14 protein-coding genes are annotated in these 17,884 nt (G+C 29.1%); 5 read left to right on the plus strand and 9 right to left on the minus strand.

The window, feature by feature from the left end:
- The first annotated feature begins 39 nt into the window (after positions 1-39).
- Entirely contained in the window at positions 40-645 is a 606-nt protein-coding gene (locus CHB68_RS13855; RefSeq protein WP_089261659.1) for a sugar transferase, read from the plus strand.
- A gap of 5 nt (positions 646-650) precedes the next feature.
- Positions 651-1,655: a GNAT family N-acetyltransferase gene (locus CHB68_RS13860; protein WP_245838946.1), complete on the plus strand. Its 1,005-nt coding sequence runs from the start codon at positions 651-653 to the stop codon at positions 1,653-1,655.
- Positions 1,656-1,708: 53 nt separating this feature from the next.
- On the opposite strand, the gene CHB68_RS13865 is transcribed toward CHB68_RS13860, so the two are convergent.
- Positions 1,709-2,770, minus strand: a complete 1,062-nt coding sequence (locus CHB68_RS13865) for an acyltransferase (RefSeq protein WP_089261663.1) — start codon at positions 2,768-2,770, stop codon at positions 1,709-1,711.
- Positions 2,771-3,164: 394 nt separating this feature from the next.
- On the opposite strand from CHB68_RS13865, the gene CHB68_RS13870 reads away from it, so the two are divergent.
- Positions 3,165-4,868: a hypothetical protein gene (locus CHB68_RS13870; protein ID WP_089261665.1), complete on the plus strand. Its 1,704-nt coding sequence runs from the start codon at positions 3,165-3,167 to the stop codon at positions 4,866-4,868.
- A 13-nt stretch (positions 4,869-4,881) separates the two neighbouring features.
- On the opposite strand, the gene CHB68_RS13875 is transcribed toward CHB68_RS13870, so the two are convergent.
- The 8 genes from CHB68_RS13875 to CHB68_RS13910 all read right to left on the minus strand — a co-directional run bounded on the left by CHB68_RS13875 (position 4,882) and on the right by CHB68_RS13910 (position 14,336).
- A complete protein-coding gene (locus CHB68_RS13875; protein WP_089261667.1) occupies positions 4,882-5,841 on the minus strand; it encodes a glycosyltransferase in 960 nt (319 codons plus the stop codon).
- On the minus strand, positions 5,834-6,934 hold the full coding sequence (locus CHB68_RS13880; RefSeq protein WP_089261669.1) for a glycosyltransferase family 4 protein: 1,101 nt from the start codon (positions 6,932-6,934) through the stop codon (positions 5,834-5,836). The genes CHB68_RS13875 and CHB68_RS13880 overlap by 8 nt, the downstream gene beginning before the upstream one ends.
- Before the next feature lie 44 nt (positions 6,935-6,978).
- A complete protein-coding gene (locus CHB68_RS13885; RefSeq protein WP_089261671.1) occupies positions 6,979-7,845 on the minus strand; it encodes a glycosyltransferase family 2 protein in 867 nt (288 codons plus the stop codon).
- Complete coding sequence (locus tag CHB68_RS13890; protein ID WP_089261673.1) at positions 7,842-8,954, minus strand: polysaccharide pyruvyl transferase family protein; 1,113 nt, start codon at positions 8,952-8,954, stop codon at positions 7,842-7,844. Before CHB68_RS13890 ends, CHB68_RS13885 begins: the two co-directional genes overlap by 4 nt.
- 1 nt (position 8,955) lies before the next feature.
- Positions 8,956-10,488: an oligosaccharide flippase family protein gene (locus tag CHB68_RS13895; protein ID WP_089261675.1), complete on the minus strand. Its 1,533-nt coding sequence runs from the start codon at positions 10,486-10,488 to the stop codon at positions 8,956-8,958.
- Between the two features lie 111 nt (positions 10,489-10,599).
- Positions 10,600-11,796 carry an O-antigen ligase family protein gene (locus CHB68_RS13900; protein ID WP_089261677.1) on the minus strand — a complete coding sequence of 399 codons (1,197 nt, stop codon included), beginning with the start codon at positions 11,794-11,796 and terminating at the stop codon, positions 10,600-10,602.
- Between the two features lie 93 nt (positions 11,797-11,889).
- Positions 11,890-12,990: a non-hydrolyzing UDP-N-acetylglucosamine 2-epimerase gene (wecB, locus tag CHB68_RS13905; protein ID WP_089261679.1), complete on the minus strand. Its 1,101-nt coding sequence runs from the start codon at positions 12,988-12,990 to the stop codon at positions 11,890-11,892.
- Positions 12,991-13,139: 149 nt separating this feature from the next.
- Complete coding sequence (locus tag CHB68_RS13910; RefSeq protein WP_089261681.1) at positions 13,140-14,336, minus strand: glycosyltransferase family 4 protein; 1,197 nt, start codon at positions 14,334-14,336, stop codon at positions 13,140-13,142.
- A 211-nt stretch (positions 14,337-14,547) separates the two neighbouring features.
- Here CHB68_RS13910 and CHB68_RS13915 point away from each other — a divergent pair, with 211 nt between their 5' ends.
- Together CHB68_RS13915 and CHB68_RS13920 are read left to right on the plus strand one after the other, a co-directional pair.
- Complete coding sequence (locus CHB68_RS13915) at positions 14,548-16,197, plus strand: N,N-dimethylformamidase beta subunit family domain-containing protein (protein ID WP_089261683.1); 1,650 nt, start codon at positions 14,548-14,550, stop codon at positions 16,195-16,197.
- Positions 16,198-16,229: 32 nt separating this feature from the next.
- Positions 16,230-17,867, plus strand: coding sequence for a glucosamine inositolphosphorylceramide transferase family protein (locus CHB68_RS13920; RefSeq protein WP_089261685.1), 1,638 nt, complete (start codon positions 16,230-16,232; stop codon positions 17,865-17,867).
- The last annotated feature ends 17 nt before the right edge of the window (positions 17,868-17,884 follow it).

Raw genomic sequence — 17,884 nt, forward strand, 5'->3', positions numbered from 1 at the left:
AAATTCTTAATTTAGGTATCATTAAAAGTACTTCAGATTATGTATAGCTACATTAAAAATATATTGGATTTTATTTCGGCATTATTAGCCCTATTATTATTATCACCAATTTTTGTACTTATTACAATTGTTCTGTTATTTTCCAATAAAGGAAAACCCTTTTTCATTCAAAAAAGACCAGGTAAAAATGGAAAAATTTTTAGTATTATTAAGTTCAAGACCATGAATAATAATAAAGATTCTAATGGCAAACTTTTACCAGATTATCAGAGAATAACATCATTTGGGAATTTTATAAGAGAAAAATCATTAGATGAAATACCTCAACTTTTAAATGTAATCAAAGGAGACATGTCTATTGTAGGCCCACGGCCCCTACTCGTCTCATACCTCCCCTTATATTCAACAGAGGAAGCAAAAAGACATCTAGTTAAGCCCGGTATTACAGGATGGGCTCAAGTAAATGGTAGAAACGCTATTAGTTGGAAACAGAAATTTGAATATGATGTTTGGTATGTAAACCATATAAGTTTCATGACTGATTTAAAAATACTTTTCAAAACCATAGGTAAAGTATTTAAATCTGAGGGAATATCTGCTAGTGAAGAAGTTACTATGGAATTATTTACAGGCACAAAGGATTGACAATAATGATAGAGATTATAACTGATGGAAAAGAATGGAAAAAAAGGTTAATGAAATTTGATTTTTATGACTTTTACCACACCTTTGATTATCATCATTTATCTAAAAAAGATAGAGAAACACCCTTACTTATGGTGTATTCTCAAGATGAAATTAATATTGCTATACCTTTTTTAAAGCGAGAGATTGAAGGAACACCTTATTTCGACTTAACTTCAGTATACGGCTATGCAGGTCCAATCTATAATAATCTTCCTGAAAACTTTGATAATACTATCTTTAGTAACGAACTGAAAGATTACTTAATACGTAATAAAATAATTAGTGTTTTTTCAAGGCTAAATCCATATTTTAATCAACAGTCTCTGATTTTAAATAATTTAGGTGAGACACCTATTAGTGGAAAAGTAGTAAATATAGATTTAACTAAAAGTATAGAAGAACAACGCACCCAATACGGAAAAAGCACAAAAAACCGCACCAATAAATGCCGGCGAATAGCCACTGTGAAAGAAGTCACATCGCAAGAAGATTTAGAAACTTATATTGATATATATTATGAAAATATGGACCGTTTAGGTGCTAAAGATTCATATTATTTTTCAAAAGAGTATTTTTTCAATTTTCTGAAATCTAAAGATTTTAAAACGCGTGTTTTATTAGTTATTGAGAATGAATCAGGTAAAGCAATGGCGGGATCTATGTTTGTGGAAACTAATACTATTGTACAATTCCATTTATCTGGGACTCGTACAAAATTCTTGAATTGGGCTCCAGCAAATCTTTTTTTAGATGAAATGAGATTATTAGCTACTGCAGAAGGCTATCAAATTTTTAATCTTGGTGGAGGTTTAGGCGGGCAAGAAGATTCATTATTTAATTTCAAAGCTTCTTTTTCAAAGGACCATAGAGATTTTAGGCTTTGGAAGTATATTGTTAATAATACTGCTTATTCAGAATTATCAAAAGATAAAGAAGGTGACTTTTTTCCTTTATATAGAAAATTATAATCCCCAATTCATTTTAAATAATTAAAATTTGGTTAATTGATTTCTAATATATTTTAATCCAAATATTTTACACGAATATCACTTAAAATCTTTGAAAAATTTGATTGTATTTTGGTTATTAAAATTTGTCGCAAACTTTCTATTTTAAACAAATTAAACAGTTTATTTCGTAAAATATCGATAAGCATACTTAAAAAGAAAGTTATTAAAACTGCGGTAATTGCATGCAAAATTAAATACTCCGAATTAAGATATTCTCTATTCTTAAAAACTTTATCCCAAATAAATGAGCGTAAGATTATATTATCATGAATTAAATATATTCCAAAAACTGTAGACGCCATCGTATTAATAACTGAACTATTTTTAATAGTTACATTCTTAAAATAAGAAAATAAGCTAACAGAACAAATTATTATGAAGGGGCTATTTTCACTTATAAAAAATAATGGATTAGCAAAATTCAGATAGTCTAAAATTATAATAGTTACAAAAATTCCAAAATAAGAGATAAAAAATATAGTTAAATTAACTAAACCACTTTTAGCAAACAATTTTGGATACATCTGAATGTAACCACCTAAAACATATAGAAAAATAAACCAATCAATACTGCCAAAACCTAAATTAATTGGATTTATTACATTCAATAAAATTATGGTAATCAAAAAAAATAAATGTTCCTTTTGATTCAAATTTTTGATAAAAATATTAATATATGGAATTAGTAAAAATAATACTACGAATGAAGTTATAAACCAATAGCTATTAAAAAGAACAGGTAAAAAACTTTTTAAAATTATAGTTATGTCTATTGGTATTAATTGAAAATACTGGTTCAAACTAAAGATTAATAATGAATAAAACCATGTTTGTGTAACTAGTTTTAAAAGACTATTGAATTTTATAGTTGATCTTACCATAAAAAAACCAGTAATCATCACAAATAAATTCACCCCTAGTTTACCTCCTATGCTTAAAAATTGAACAAATAATTTATTAAAGTTCAATGATGTATTCATATTCCAATCACCATGAATACTGTAATGGTGCGTTACAATTAATAACATTGCTATTATCCTTAAAAGCTCAAAATTTGAATTTCGTAATTTCATTGAAAGGTTAATACTTAATGAAAGCAATAAATTTAAATTAGATTAAATTCAATATACCGTTAATAAAAAATTTAATTTAATGTCCAGAAACTAGATATATTATTAGTAGTGCTTTATTAAAAATAACACTAATTAGAAAACTATTAGAAGTCATAAATATTGTTTAAACAAATAATTAACCAACATATACATCAAACTAAAATTATTTTAATTAGCGCATTAACTTTAATAAAAGTTAAATCTAAACAAGATTGTTAAAAATAAATGCATTTCATCGAATATATTGGTAGTTAGTAGACTAAAAATATGATTGCTCCGTATTATTACCAAGAAAAAGAATGTCTTTCAACAAACAAAGCCCCAAGCTTTTGAATACTAAAAAGAATACCTACTTATGAACCTAAGAAAAAGTCCTTTGATGATATTTATCATCATATTTATTTGTGCCCTTAATTTTACATCTTGTAGTAAAGATGCCGACCTTTTATCTGAATATGTTATTCAAGATGAACAAAATGATACTTCCTTAAGTATACTTATAGATGATAATTTTACTGCTTCCCTAAATAGTACGGTTATTTTGGATGTTCTGGCCAATGACAATATTGCCAATATCGAGAATATTAAAATCACCTCTATTAGTGATACAAAATTTGGTGTTATTGAAATTTTAGGGGATAATACCTTAAAATTTGAAGTTCCTGAAGTTTTACCCGTAGAGGTGGTAGAAGAAACTGAAGAAGTTAATAATGAGTCTTCAGAAGAAACAACTACTAATGTTGCAGTAGAAACTATAGTATATACTACTGAAACAACAAATGCAGATAATGTTGTTGAAATAGATTCTGCCACTGCTGAAGTGACTATTATAGAAGAAAAAACTAATCAGTTCCAATTTAAATACTCTGTTTCAGATTTAGAGTCTTTTGTTTATCAGGCTTTATATAGTAACGAATTACCTGCATCATTAAATGATGTAAATAATATCACTTATAGTGGAGAATATGAACGCTTAATAGCACTTGTTGAACATGGAGATCAGTGTGATATTTATAATTTAGATGCAATGCAAGGAATGATTGCGTCATTTGAAGCATCTGGCAACAAAAAGTTTTTGGATGATTTACTTATTTTAATAAACAATTTATTTAATAAAGCTTCGCCTTCTAATACATTACCTAGTGGGCAAACAGGTAATTTTGGAGATCAATTTTTAAGTTGGTATACGGACCAAAATACAGATTTAACAGGAACCAGTCCTGGTTCTGGTCAATATCAATTATGTGAATCAAGGAGTTTTATGCATATTGCCAGATTATTATGGGTTTTAAAGCATAGTCCAAATTTAAGATCTGAAAGCGTATTAGTAAATGGTAAAACATATCAAGAACATTATGAACATATCTTAAATTTTGTAGAGCAAAATTTCTGGAAAAAATGGCTTACAAGAAATTCACTTACTTACCAACACTCCGGAGTTGATAGTTCTGCAGGTTGGGCATATATTGCGTGGCATTTGTGGAGTTGTACCAATAAAGAACAATATAAACTCATTTATGATAAATTCAATTCAAATATTGGAATACAGGGAACTACTGGTGGCATGCGTGAGCATTTAGATACAAACATTAAAAACAATGAAGCCTACCAATGGAATACAAGTTTTAATGACAATTCATATCAAGGAAGACAAATAACAGATCATGGACATGCTGCTAGAGTAGTCAAATTTATGGTTGAGGATTATACTATTGGAAATAGTTTCTATAATAAAACGGATATGGTAAAATTATCGAACACGATAAATGTCTTTTGGCCTAAGTCCTTAGAAGAAAAAAATGAAATCTATTATTGGATGGACGGTGAATATCAATCTGGTTTTAATAAGACAAGAAATTTTATGCCTGAGGGTTGGTTTTGTCTCGGTAGATTTGACCCTGTTTTACAAAACCGATTTGAACAAATGAACCATACTTATTTTATTTCAAATAGAACATTATCAGTATATTGGGGCGAATTAGCATATAATAGAGCTTATTTAGAAGGAACAATTAAATATCCAGAAAATTTTTACAGCCTCAAAAATATCACTGAATGAAGTATTTTTTGATTTAACTTAAATAATACTTATAAACTTTTTTCAAAGTATTCATTGTTTGCTGCATACTAAAATTAATCGTATGCTGTCTTAAATTTTCATTTGGTGCATCTAGTGCTTTTTCCAGAGCTAGAGCAAGGGTCTCTGGGTTATCATCACATGCTGAACAGCTTATTGTTTTTTTTGCAATGATTTCTAAATCACTAACTTTTGTACTAACAAATGGTTTATTACATGCTAACATCTCTTTAACAACGTTGGGCCACCCTTCATGAGAAGAGGTAAGTAATAGAACATCCATACCATTCATAAAATCACATACCTTATTATGTGGAATTTTGCTCATAATAATCAGTTCGGTATTGGGCCTCCGTTCTTTTAATAACTCAAATGCCTGTCTTGCCAGCCAAAAACGTTTCACAGGAGTGTTGATATCTACAGCAGCAAATAAGACCTTTTTAATAGTATTGGTATTATTGATAGGTTTTGGTTTGAAAAAATCCAAATCAATAGGATCGACGATTGTCGTCACTTTAATATTTGGGAATTTATTTAAAACCTGACTTCTCATAAGATCTGACATAACTATCACATGCTGTGTCCTATTAAGTGAAAATCGTGTCATCTTATTACCCAAGATGATTCTGCCACGGTCTAAAAAAGAAGGGTCAGGTGCCGTATACCAATCAGAACCTTTTAAAGAAATTATTTTTGTGCCGTGCAACAAACTAGTAATAAACCCAACGGCAGAACCATATTGGGCATGTACAATATCATAATTTCTTGAAAGTTTTCTAAGATGTAAACAATGTTTAAGAAACGAAATAGGGTTTCGTAAATTTTTTAAATAATAAATATCGACCTCTTCTTGTAGAAATTCATATTGATTAAACATCCATCCTCCTCCCTTTCCGGTGCCTTTTTCAAAGTTATGAATCCAAAGTATTTTTTTTCTTTCATTATTATCACCCATTAGAAGACTTTATTTTTTTAATTAATTCTATCAATTTAAAAACATTTACCTCTGTTGAAAATAAACAAATTGCAGATTGTTTGATTTTATTACTTTGTATTAAAAAATCTTTGTTACCAATAATGTTGGATATTGCCTTTGGCAACAAATCAAAATTACCTTGGCAGTCTATTCCTAAATTATGATGTGTCATTAAACCATCGGGATCAGAGTTCAAGGCCACCACTGGTGTTCCACACATCCATGCTTGTATAAAAGTGTTAGAAAATCCCTCAGAAACTGAGGTATTTACCAAAACACCTGTGGTTTGCAGAAAAGAATTGATAAATGTATTTTCTTTACTACCATGATACGTTAAATTTTGGCATGATTTTATTTTTTCAAGCAGCCCTTTCCCATACTGGTTATCAGGTAATTTACCTATGACATGAAATTGATATTTATCATTCTTTAAAAGAGCTGGTAGTTGTAAGAATAGCTCCAGCTGTTTTACTTCACGGGCATTACCTATCCATAGAATACGCTTTATGTTTCTTTCAATTCTCTCATCAATTATCTCAGGATGCATGTTAGGGATTTTAGCCATAGGCTCATAACCCCACTCATTAATCTTAGAAATTTGATAATCTGTTTGACATATAATACTTGGACTTGTTTCTAATATTTTCCTAAACAAATACCGTTTTAGAGAACTACGTAATTTTTTTGAGAATTCAACAGAGTAATTATCCGCAATATGCAAAATAAACGGAATTTGTTGCTGTTTTGCAAACTTCGATAGATGAAAGGTAAAGGTATTCAGTATCCGCTGGTAAATTAAAATAGGTGCTTCATCCTTGATTATTTTATGAACCCTACACATAAAATCTTTATACAAAAAAAATCTTGCTTTAATAGCAGTATCTATTACTAATTCGTACACCTTAAAACCATCGTAAAAAGAAACCTTTTCTTTTTCATGACCTCCAGAAATAAATACAATTTCATAACCCTTTTTAGCTAATTCTTGTGCAATTATTTTAGATTGATACTCGGCTCCTCCTTTTATTAAAGGATAAAATGGCACAAAAAAACAGGCTTTAAACTTAGTCATTAATATTATTTATTTCACTACTATCTTAAATAGGCAAGTGTTTATTAATTTTTGAGAACTTTAAATCTCAGTCTTTTAAAAACATATGAAGTTATATCGCCCATACTAACAAAATTAGAATGCTTAGTATAAAGCTGAAGTAAATACTTTAGTTTTCCTTGAACAAAATATTCATGAAGATAAACAAGGATTCTATCTTTTTGATATTTTTCTTCATGTCTAGATAGAATCTCTATTGTATCAACTTGATATACTCTTGTTTTTTTTGGATTAGGTAAATTATAAGATGCCCGATTCTCCGCATCTTGTATATAATAAGATAGAACTTTATCAATTAAATAAATTTTATGTTTTCGAGCTAGTTTTTCAAAAACCTCCATGTCTTCACCATGACTTATACAAGTACTAAATAAACCTGTTTGAATCAACGTAGATTTTCTAACGCAGAAAGCAGACATATTGAGAATATGAAATCCTATTTCATTACTAACAGCAAAAAAATCAACATATCCTTTTTTATGCGCAACATAGGACTTAATAACATCTCCATTTGAAGTTCTAGTTTCATAATCTGTAGTAATCACTTGAACCTCTTTTTGTTCCTCTATTACCTCGACTATATTTTTTAAAAAATCGATGTGCCAAACATCATCAGCATCTAAAAATGAAATCCATTCATATTTTGCAGCATGTACGCCTGTATTTCGAGTACTAGAAACACCTCCATTATCTTTTTCTATAAGGCGAATTCTTTCATCCGTTATTCCATTAACAACCGCAACACTTTTATCGGTAGAACCATCATCAACTATTAGTAGTTCAAAATTTGTGTAAGATTGGCAAAGCACAGAAGAAATTGTCTTTTCTATGCTCTGTTCTTTGTTATATAATGGAATAATTATACTAATCATATTTCGAAATTTACATTAGTAAAATTTAGTCGAGATTTTTCAATCATCTCATTTTTAAATTTAGGAGGAATATAACTCTCCTTATTCTCTAAGATTTCTGAAATTTGATATACAATTCTATTAGGGTCAACATCTCCATCACCCAGAATGTAATTAGAATTTTGACCTACATCGTTTAGAAAATCAGTACATTTTTCATGATATTCAATTAAAAAAAAAGGAATATTAGCAAAACAAGCAAAGATTGAAGCGTGTAATCTACTAGAAATCATAAGGGAACATTCACTAATTTTATTCCATGTTTCTTCAACAGATTTATTATACTGAATAATTTCATAATTAATAAGGCCACTCTTATTTATAACCTCCTGAGTTACACTAAAATCACCTACCTTATCATTATCATTAATAATAAAAAAGCGAAACATATAGTTTCTTTTATTTTTTAAAGATTTAAGTAGTTCTATTATAAAATTCCTTCTTTTTTTTTCTTTATTTAAATCACCATTAAAATGCGATTCCTCATTATTAAAACTAATTCCAATCATTTCTTTATTCATTTCGAAAGATTTTTCTTTTACAGAATAAACTTCAGGAAGTAAAGCTGCTAGATCAAAAGAAGCAATAGGTTCAAAATCAAGATTTAAACTTTTTAAGAAATTGTAAGACCTATTATCACGAACACTTATAAATTCCATAATTTTTAAATACTCAATTATCTGTTTTTCATGTTCAATATTTTTAAATGGGCCAACTGAGACACCAACTGCACCTAGCTTGATTTTGTTACCTTGTTGTTTTAAAGTACTCGCTACATCTTTTATACTCCCTTTTTCAACACTATTAAATATGGAGCCACCAGCCATTATCAACCATTTTGTATTTCTCAAAAGCATTGCTTGTTGAATAGAATAGGTTTTTGGTATTGTAAGAGGAAATCCTTTTGCTCCTGCTTTAGTAGAAGGTAAATTCACTGTTTTTGCAAGAAAACGAATATTATCTACATTCCAATATTTATTACTTGCCCATTGAGCAACTTCAACAAAAGCATCGTCACCAGTATTTCGCATACCATAATATCCACTAAAAATCACATCCGTTTTAAACATATTAATTTTTTGTATTAATTTTTTTTAATGTTAATCTTCTAATAGGATTTAATATTAATTCACGCTCATAGGAATTCATACTAATAAACCAAAATAGAGGTAAGTAGATAACACTATAAATCACTATTCCGTAGAATAATTTAACAGGCGTATTAAGGTTAAAATTCATTAATGATAAATGAGTGATAACGGCTATAACAAAGGGCACAACCGCCATTTTCAAAATCTCAGTCCAGAATTTAATCATATTTAAAGCTTGTTTCTTGTGATAATAAATATTCATTATAAAAACATTACCTAAAATTAAAGCACCTGAAATTGCATATGCTACCCCTATACCGCCATACTTTTTAACCAAAATAAATTGCATAATCAAACTAACAATTGCCATAAAAAAATAGAGCCATGATCTAAACTTCATTTGATTTCTAGCCTGTAAAATAGTCATCCCCAATGTTTGTATAAGAGGTATAGAAAGAGCTATAAAAAAAAGTACAGTAATACTGTAAGCTTCCCTATAATCGGGTCCTGCCCACAAAACAATAAATTGTTTGCCAAAAAGTAAGAAACCACTTAAAATAAATGCAATAATAATAAACTGAATTCGACCAGTACGAATAAATAGATTGGAAATCTCCACCTCGTTATTTAATTTGGTTATCATTCTTGTAACTTTAGGAAGAAATACGCCAGATATTGCTAAAGACATGCCCATAAACATACCTTGAAATTGAATGGCTACAGCAAAAACTGCAACGGCGGCAGTACCGATATACATTCCTAATATAAATTGACCTGTACTCCAATATACCTTGTCAATTATAATAATAAGAAAAATATAAAAAGAATAAATACTAATTTCTTTCAGCAACCCTAGTTGCATATTCTTAAAAGAAACCTTTATTTTAATTTTTGATTTACAGTACCAAAAATTTATTGCTAATGTTAATAAATTAAGTATAGTTGCTAAAACAACCATCCCTATAGCCCTATACCCTATTTCCAAAAGAAGAATCATTATTAATGTATTTAATATTATTCTACTTAATGCAACCACTTTTACAAAGACAAAATTTTCATAAGCAGAAATGATAGAGCCAAAGATGCTCAAAGGAAAAGTAAAGGCTATATTAAAAACCATGAGCAACATCATAATTTTAGCCTTACCAAGCTCATCTAGACTCATAGTTTCACCAAATAAGTATTCAACATTAAAATAAAGTACCAAACCAATTAGAAAAGATAATAGACCAATAATAGAATAAAGAATAATGAAAAGTCCAAACATTGAATTTTGTTCTTCTAATTTTCCTTCAGCCCTAAATTTTGCAGTATAACGAATAATTGCATTACCAAATCCAAAATCTAAAATGGTTAAATAAGCAATCACCGAACCTACCAGCGCATATAATCCATACTCACTCTTTCCCATCATACGTAGCATATACGGAGTATAGAGCAACCCAACAATATTACTAACCCCCAATACTAAATAGGAAAGAAGAGCTCCTGCTTTTAATTGGTTTATAGCCATAGAGTACTAATAATTGATTTTTAATTTGAAATTATAAAATTGATTGTTTTATATATATACAATTCTTAATCTTGGAATTATATGAAATTTTAAAAAAACTTTCATATTAGTTTAATTCTTAACATTTAAGTCTAAGTTGGGATTATTCTCATAATAAATTGACGAAATAAAAATGGCAAAAAATATCCAAGCGAAAATTAATGTCATAGCCCCACCCGATTTCAACATATTTAATAAAACCACAAAAAATAGAACCAATTGAATAAATTCTCCTTTTATCTTATACACAATAAGTAATTGTTTTATAATCCTAAATAAAAATAGTAGAAAAGCAATAAAACCAATAAAGCCATAAATAAGCCAAACTTCTAAAAGAACATTATGAGGTTCGGTATATATGCCACTGTATATTTTCATTGAAGGTAAAAGACCAGAATTACCAACACCAAACATCATATTATCTTCAATAATACGATATGCAGAATCCCAAAGATGTGTGCGACCTGCTGTATCACCTTTATTTACTGTAGTTTCTATTCTTGCTTTGAAATCTTTATCATTGTCCATGATATAAATAAACAAATAGGTAGAAAACCCTAAGCCCAATAAAAATAAACCAATCTTACTTAACCAATTAGTCTTTATTAGTAGTAAAATCAAAAAGATACCTATAAAAAATGTTAATAATCCACCTCTAGAATTTGTTGAAATTAAAAGATTTAAAATAGGTAAACTTAGAATTAGAAATTGAATTATATTTTTAAAGTTTAATTTTTTTTTAATTAAAATAGAAATTAATAATAATAACGCTAATGCTGTTTTCATTGCTGTTTGGTTTGCATTTTCACCAAAAAGAAAGAGTCTTTTATCAATATATTCAACACCAACACCAAATAATGTAAATAAAAAAGCCATAGTGAACATTGCTAATATATATACATTTAAGACCCCCTTTAATAAATGTGGAAAAAGAATCATATTCGCAGTAAGTAATATCATTAACAACACTAATTGAAATATTCTAAAATTTAACACATCAGCTATACCAACAACATATATATCATTAAAGACCGATGAAAAAATTCCGGAAATAATTAAAAATAACAGCGGAGATATAAAATATAGTAAATTTTTAAAGTTTAAGAATTGTTTTAAAAAAGGAAGAACTGATAATATATATGGAATTGTAGCAATTCTAGCCAAAGAAAAATCTTTTGCAATATAAAAAGGATCCCAATATTCAAAACATGCAGCAAATATCAAAACATATAAAAATAATCTATTTAAATTTTTAAATACTTGCACCATGAAACTATTTACACCTAGTTATATCTTGAGGGTTCACCATTGTGGCAATGAACCTAAATTCTACAATATTATATTGTTTTTAATACTTAAAAATTAAGGTTTAATGTTATAAAGTTTTATTAGTACATCAACGATTCTTATAGCAGCATTACCATCCCATAATTCAGGAACCGAACCCTTTTGCCATTTCCCAGCTACAATTTTCGTGATTGCTTCTTCCATTAAACCAACATCACTACCTATCAACATATTGGTCCCAAAATCACAAGTTTCCGGTCTTTCTGTCGAATTTCTTAAAGTTAAGCAAGGTATTCCCATAACAGTAGTTTCTTCCGTGATACCACCTGAATCTGTCATAACTAAAAAGGAGTTTTTGACCAAGAAATTAAATTGTAAATAGCCTAAAGGTTCAATATAGTGTACATTAGGTAAATTTAAGTTTAACCCCTCTAAAAGTTTTTTTGTTCGAGGATGTACAGGAAAAATTATTTTAAAATCTTTTGCAATTCTACTTATATTTTGCATAAGATCGGCAAACACCTTTTCTTCATCTACGTTGCTAGGCCTATGTAAAGTAAGTACAATATATTTTTGAGAATTTAGACCAAGCCTATTAAATATTGGCGGTTCATTAAATTTAGAAATGTTATTTAGCAATGTATCAATCATAACATTACCCACAAAAAATATTTTACCTTCCTCAACACCTAACTTCAATAAATTCTCATTTGCATACGTCGATGTCGTAAAATAAAAATCTGTCAAGCTATCTGTAACAATTCTATTTATCTCCTCAGGCATACTCATATCACCAGATCTAATGCCTGCCTCAACATGGGCAACTTTCACACCTTCTTTTTTTGCTACAATTGAACAAGCCATCGTAGAGGTTACATCACCGACCACTAATACCAAATCAGCCGGAAATTTGAAAAGTTCCTTTTCAAAGCCAATCATAATCGCCGCAGTTTGTTCGGCTTGTGAACCACTTTTTACTTCCAAATTAATATTTGGTAAAGGAATTCCTAATTCTTGAAAAAAAGTATCACTTAAATTTTTATCATAATGCTGACCGGTGTGGATTAGCCTAAACGAAATATCTAATCCCTGATTTTGCTTTATTTTTATTGCGTCGATTATTGGGGCAATTTTCATGAAATTGGGCCTTGCTCCTGCTACTATAGATATTTTCATATTTTTTAATGTATGATTTAAGTATTTCCTTATGCATTTATTCAATAAACATTCAAACTTACGACTAAGGATTATTTCTTTTTAATATTATCGATAAAAACATATATTTAAATGATAATCCTTTTTACTAAAAAAACAAGTTGAAACTATTAATTTGAAGTAAATGTATTCTCAATTGCGGTAATCATTTTCTTGGCTAATTGATTTTTATCAAAATTGTATTTGGCATATTCATATGCCTTATCTCCCATTTCTTTCACCACAATTTCATTGTCAGCGAGATAAATCAATTTTTCAACAAGCTCATCTTCATTATCTGGGCTAACAGTAAAACCTGTTCTGGTTTCATGTAACATTTGTTTAATCCACCCATTGGTTGTTTGTATCACAGGGACTGATGCTGCCATGCTTTCAAACAATTTATTTGGAGAGGATGTCGCCAACATCGGAGTATTCTTTAAAGGAATTAAAGAGGTAAATGCATTTTTTACATAATTAACCAATTCATTTTTTGGCATTAAGTCTAAAAATAAGATGTTTTCAAGGTTTGAAGATTTGCTTTTTAAATCTTCTTTTAATTTTCCATCACCAATAAGAACGATTACAATATCTGTTCTATCTAATTCTTTAAGCTTTAAAGCTGCTCTAAATAATAATTCAGAGTTATTTACCATCCCAATATTACCAGTATAAATAGCAAATTTTTTATTTGTCAACGCTTTTAAACTTAATGGTTTTTTAGGCTCAGAGAACAAATCAATGTTTGCAGAATTAGTAACTGATATTACATTTGTTTTTGGATATCTTTCTAGAATATTATCTCTCATACCTGGTGATAAAGCAACCACCAAACTTGATTTTTGATAGCATTTCTTTTCAAACCAGTACGAAAATTTAGCTACAAATCTATTTTTTATAATCCCCAATTCAATTGGGGCCTCTGGCCATAAATCCCTAACTTCAAAAATTAAATTAGTTTTTTTAAACATTTTTGCAATTAACCCTGGAAAGCCAACAGTAATTGGTCCAGAACTACAGATAATTATATCATATTTAAATTTTAAAGCATAATACGTAGAAAAACTCATGTAAACTATAAACGTATAAAGCCGTTTCCAAATAGGTTGTTTATTGTCAATTACAACATTAATGATTTTTAAATTAATTCCATCAATTAATTGATTTTCGATTAGTTTGGTTGCTTGTAAGTCTGACTTAGAATATATACTCGTTACTACAGTAACTTCGTGGCCTTCTTCCACCCAATTTTTTGTGAATTCATACACCCTCGTACTCCAAGAACCTTTTGGTGTAGTGAAATATTGATAGAAATAGATTATTTTCATTTTAATTCAATTGTTAGGAATAAAGGTAATATTTATAGATTTTTCAATGTAAATAACGGCTACCTTAGCATTTTATTCCTTTAAAACGTTTATTATTTTTTTTTAGAATTACCAGTCCATTTTTTTTTAATACATAATGTGTAATTCAAACTAATAAATTGCGTTGTTAGGTGTATAACAATTTATTTAGTAACAAATAAAACACTTCATTTTGAATTGGCAATTAACCAATCCCGCTTTAAATAGAGAAATTGAAGGGTTCGCTTCTCATTCAAGTATTAATAAAGGGGAAACAATAAAACTCTATATTAATACCAAGTCCGCTTATCTATCCCTTTGTGTTTATAGAATGGGTTGGTATGCTGGTGCAGGTGCTATACAAGTAATCAGGCCCATAACTATTGAAGGTTTTCAGCAAGTTATACCTTTACCCCAAGAACACACTGGTTTAATAGCTTGTGACTGGAATCATCCTTATGAATTAGAAACAGATTTAAATTGGACATCGGGTGTTTATTTAGCTAAACTGGAAGAACAAGAATACAAAAAACAAAGCTATATAATATTTGTAGTAAGAGATGATGAGACATCTGCGGATATTCTTTTTCAACTACCAGTAACCACATATCAAGCTTACAACTATTGGGGTGGCAAGTGTCTTTATAATCATGGTAGCGGTTCTTTAGAGAATTGGGGGGCGGTTTCTGGCACAAAAGCTCAAAAAGTATCTTTCGACAGACCTTATGCTAAAAGTAATAATCCGAAAGCGGCATATGGCATGGGCGCTGGCGATTTCTTGACCAATACCAGACCAGTAACTACTCATAATTATCCTATAAGCAGCGCAGGTTGGGACTACAATATGGTAAGATGGCTAGAAAAAAATGGTTATAATGTTAAATATTGCACTAATATAGATATTCATGATAATCCTCATATCTACCTTAATAGTAAAATATTTCTTTCAAATGGTCATGATGAATACTGGTCATACGAAATGCGAAAAAACCTAACAGATGCACGTGATACTGGCACAAATTTAGCCTTCTTTTCTTCTAACACCATGTATTGGCAAATACGATTTGAACAAAACCAATTAACTGAGCAAAAAAACAGGATAATTGTATGTTATAAAGAAAAACACTTAGACCCTATACAATCTGAAAAATCTACCATTAATTTTGAAGACATACCCGAACAAGGTTCTCAGGCCAAACTAATTGGCGTGCAGTATTTTGCAGACCCTGTCCTTGGAGATATTAAAATAACTAACCCTAACCATTGGATATTTAAAAATTCTGGAGTAAAAAAAGGCACAAGATTAAAAGGGTTGTTAGGGTATGAAATTGATGGGGTCTCCAAGGATTCACCTGATAACATTACAATATTGGCCTCTACCAAATGTAGAAAAGTGAATTCTGGTTCCAAATTCATAGTAAACCATATGATTCGCAAAATAACTAATCCAATATTTCGATTTATTAACCGAATTTTAAATTTAAATAAGGAAATCACCAATTTTCAACGCATATTGGTGTTATTAATAATTGCAACAACTGCAAGCATTATTGGCATGATTATAAATGAATTCATACCATTGATAGGCTTTCTCACGGCTATCGTATTATTTTTAATATGGTTTTTAAAATTAAAATTGACTGCCCAATATGAGTCTAATATGACCATATACAATAGCGAATGTGGAAGCAAAATATTTGCAACTGGAAGCATGCAGTGGTGCTGGGGACTAGATAACTATAATGTTCCTGAATTAAGAAATGACCATACTTCGATAAGTGCCGAAATTATAACCAAAAACCTCTTGAAGGATTTTGGAGCATCGCAAAAAAATATATCTTAATATATAAATGAACATAATAACCAACCATTTTAATGGACCAACCCAAACTGAAAATTGCTTTAATATTAGAAGGTAATAAAATAGATAGATGGCAATCAGAGATGATTTCTATTCTTACAAGTTCTTATTATGCCGAGGTAAAATGGTTGATTAGATTGAATCGAAATAAATCAAATACCAAAACAAATCATCCATTTTATAAGAAATCTTTTTGGTATCAATCATTTTTAAAATTAGACCAAAAAATTTTCAAGGTAAAGCCAAATGCTTTTGATCAGATTAATTTTAATTCTATAAAATTACATGAAGAAATTAAAATATCAAGCACTGAAACATTCTTAAGCGAAGAATCTAAAAAAAGGTTAAATAAACTTATTGATAAAGAAGTCGATGTCATATTAGATTTATCTAAGACAAAACCTGAATTAAATTCACTAAACTTATCTAAATACGGAGTATGGCACCTTACATTTTCAGATTACACACCTAAAAATCCAAACTTATCAGGATTACATGAAGTTTTACTCAAAAAGGATTTTATCAATTCTAGGCTTATTGTAGATTTTGAGAATCACAGTAAAACACTAATTAACTCAAAATCTTTTGTTGATTTATCTAGTATTCATAAATCTAGAAATTCTGTTTTTTGGAAAACATGTTTATTCATACCAAGGCAAATTGAAAACCTCTACAAAGACCGTCAGAATTTTGTTTCTAATTTAAATGATCTCGAACCTGAGTCATTATTAAATGAGCTCGAAGATATTCCATACTTATTTTCGTTATTTAAGCACATATTTCTAACTGTAAAAAATATAGTGAGAAATCAAATTTTCAAACATTTTAGATTTAATCAATGGATACTTCTATTTAAATTTTCTGAAAATTATCAAACACAAAATTATTCTCAGGAATATTCAAGAATTACACCTCCCAAAGATCGTATTTGGGCTGATCCTTTCATTTATTATAAAAATGAAAAATGTTTTATCTTTATTGAAGAAATGTTGATAAACCAGAACAAGGGATTTATATCTGTAATGGAAATATATTCAGATGGCACATATTCAAAGCCCGTATCTATTATTGAAAATGATTATCATATGTCTTATCCTTTTTTATTTGAAGATAATGACCAATTATACATGATTCCTGAAACTGGTAGTAATAAAACGATAGAGCTTTACAAATGTGTGGATTTTCCTTATAAATGGGAATTTAAAAAAGTCCTACTTGAAGGAGAAAAAGCTGTAGATACAACTCTTTTCAAACATAATGAGAAATATTGGATTTTTACAAATAAAAAAGAAATGGTAGGTGCTTCAGCACATGAAGAACTATTCCTATACTATACCGATGATGTTATCGATAAAAAATGGATAGCTCATCCAAAAAACCCGATTGTTTCTGATGTTAGTTGTGCAAGATCAGCAGGCAACATTTTCGTTAAGGATAATAAAATATATAGACCTGCTCAAAACTGTATTATACGATATGGTTATGGATTGAAAATCCAAGAAATAACAGTGCTTAACGAAAATGAATACGAAGAAAAAAATATTGACTCTATTTACCCAAATTGGTCAAATGATTTATTGGGAACGCATACCATAAACCATACAGATGGTCTAACAATTATAGATGCACTTATTCAAAGATCGAAATTTTAAATAATCAGAAATCCAAT

Origin of the sequence: Maribacter sedimenticola, from assembly GCF_900188415.1 — a bacterium.
Lineage (GTDB): Bacteria > Bacteroidota > Bacteroidia > Flavobacteriales > Flavobacteriaceae > Maribacter > Maribacter sedimenticola.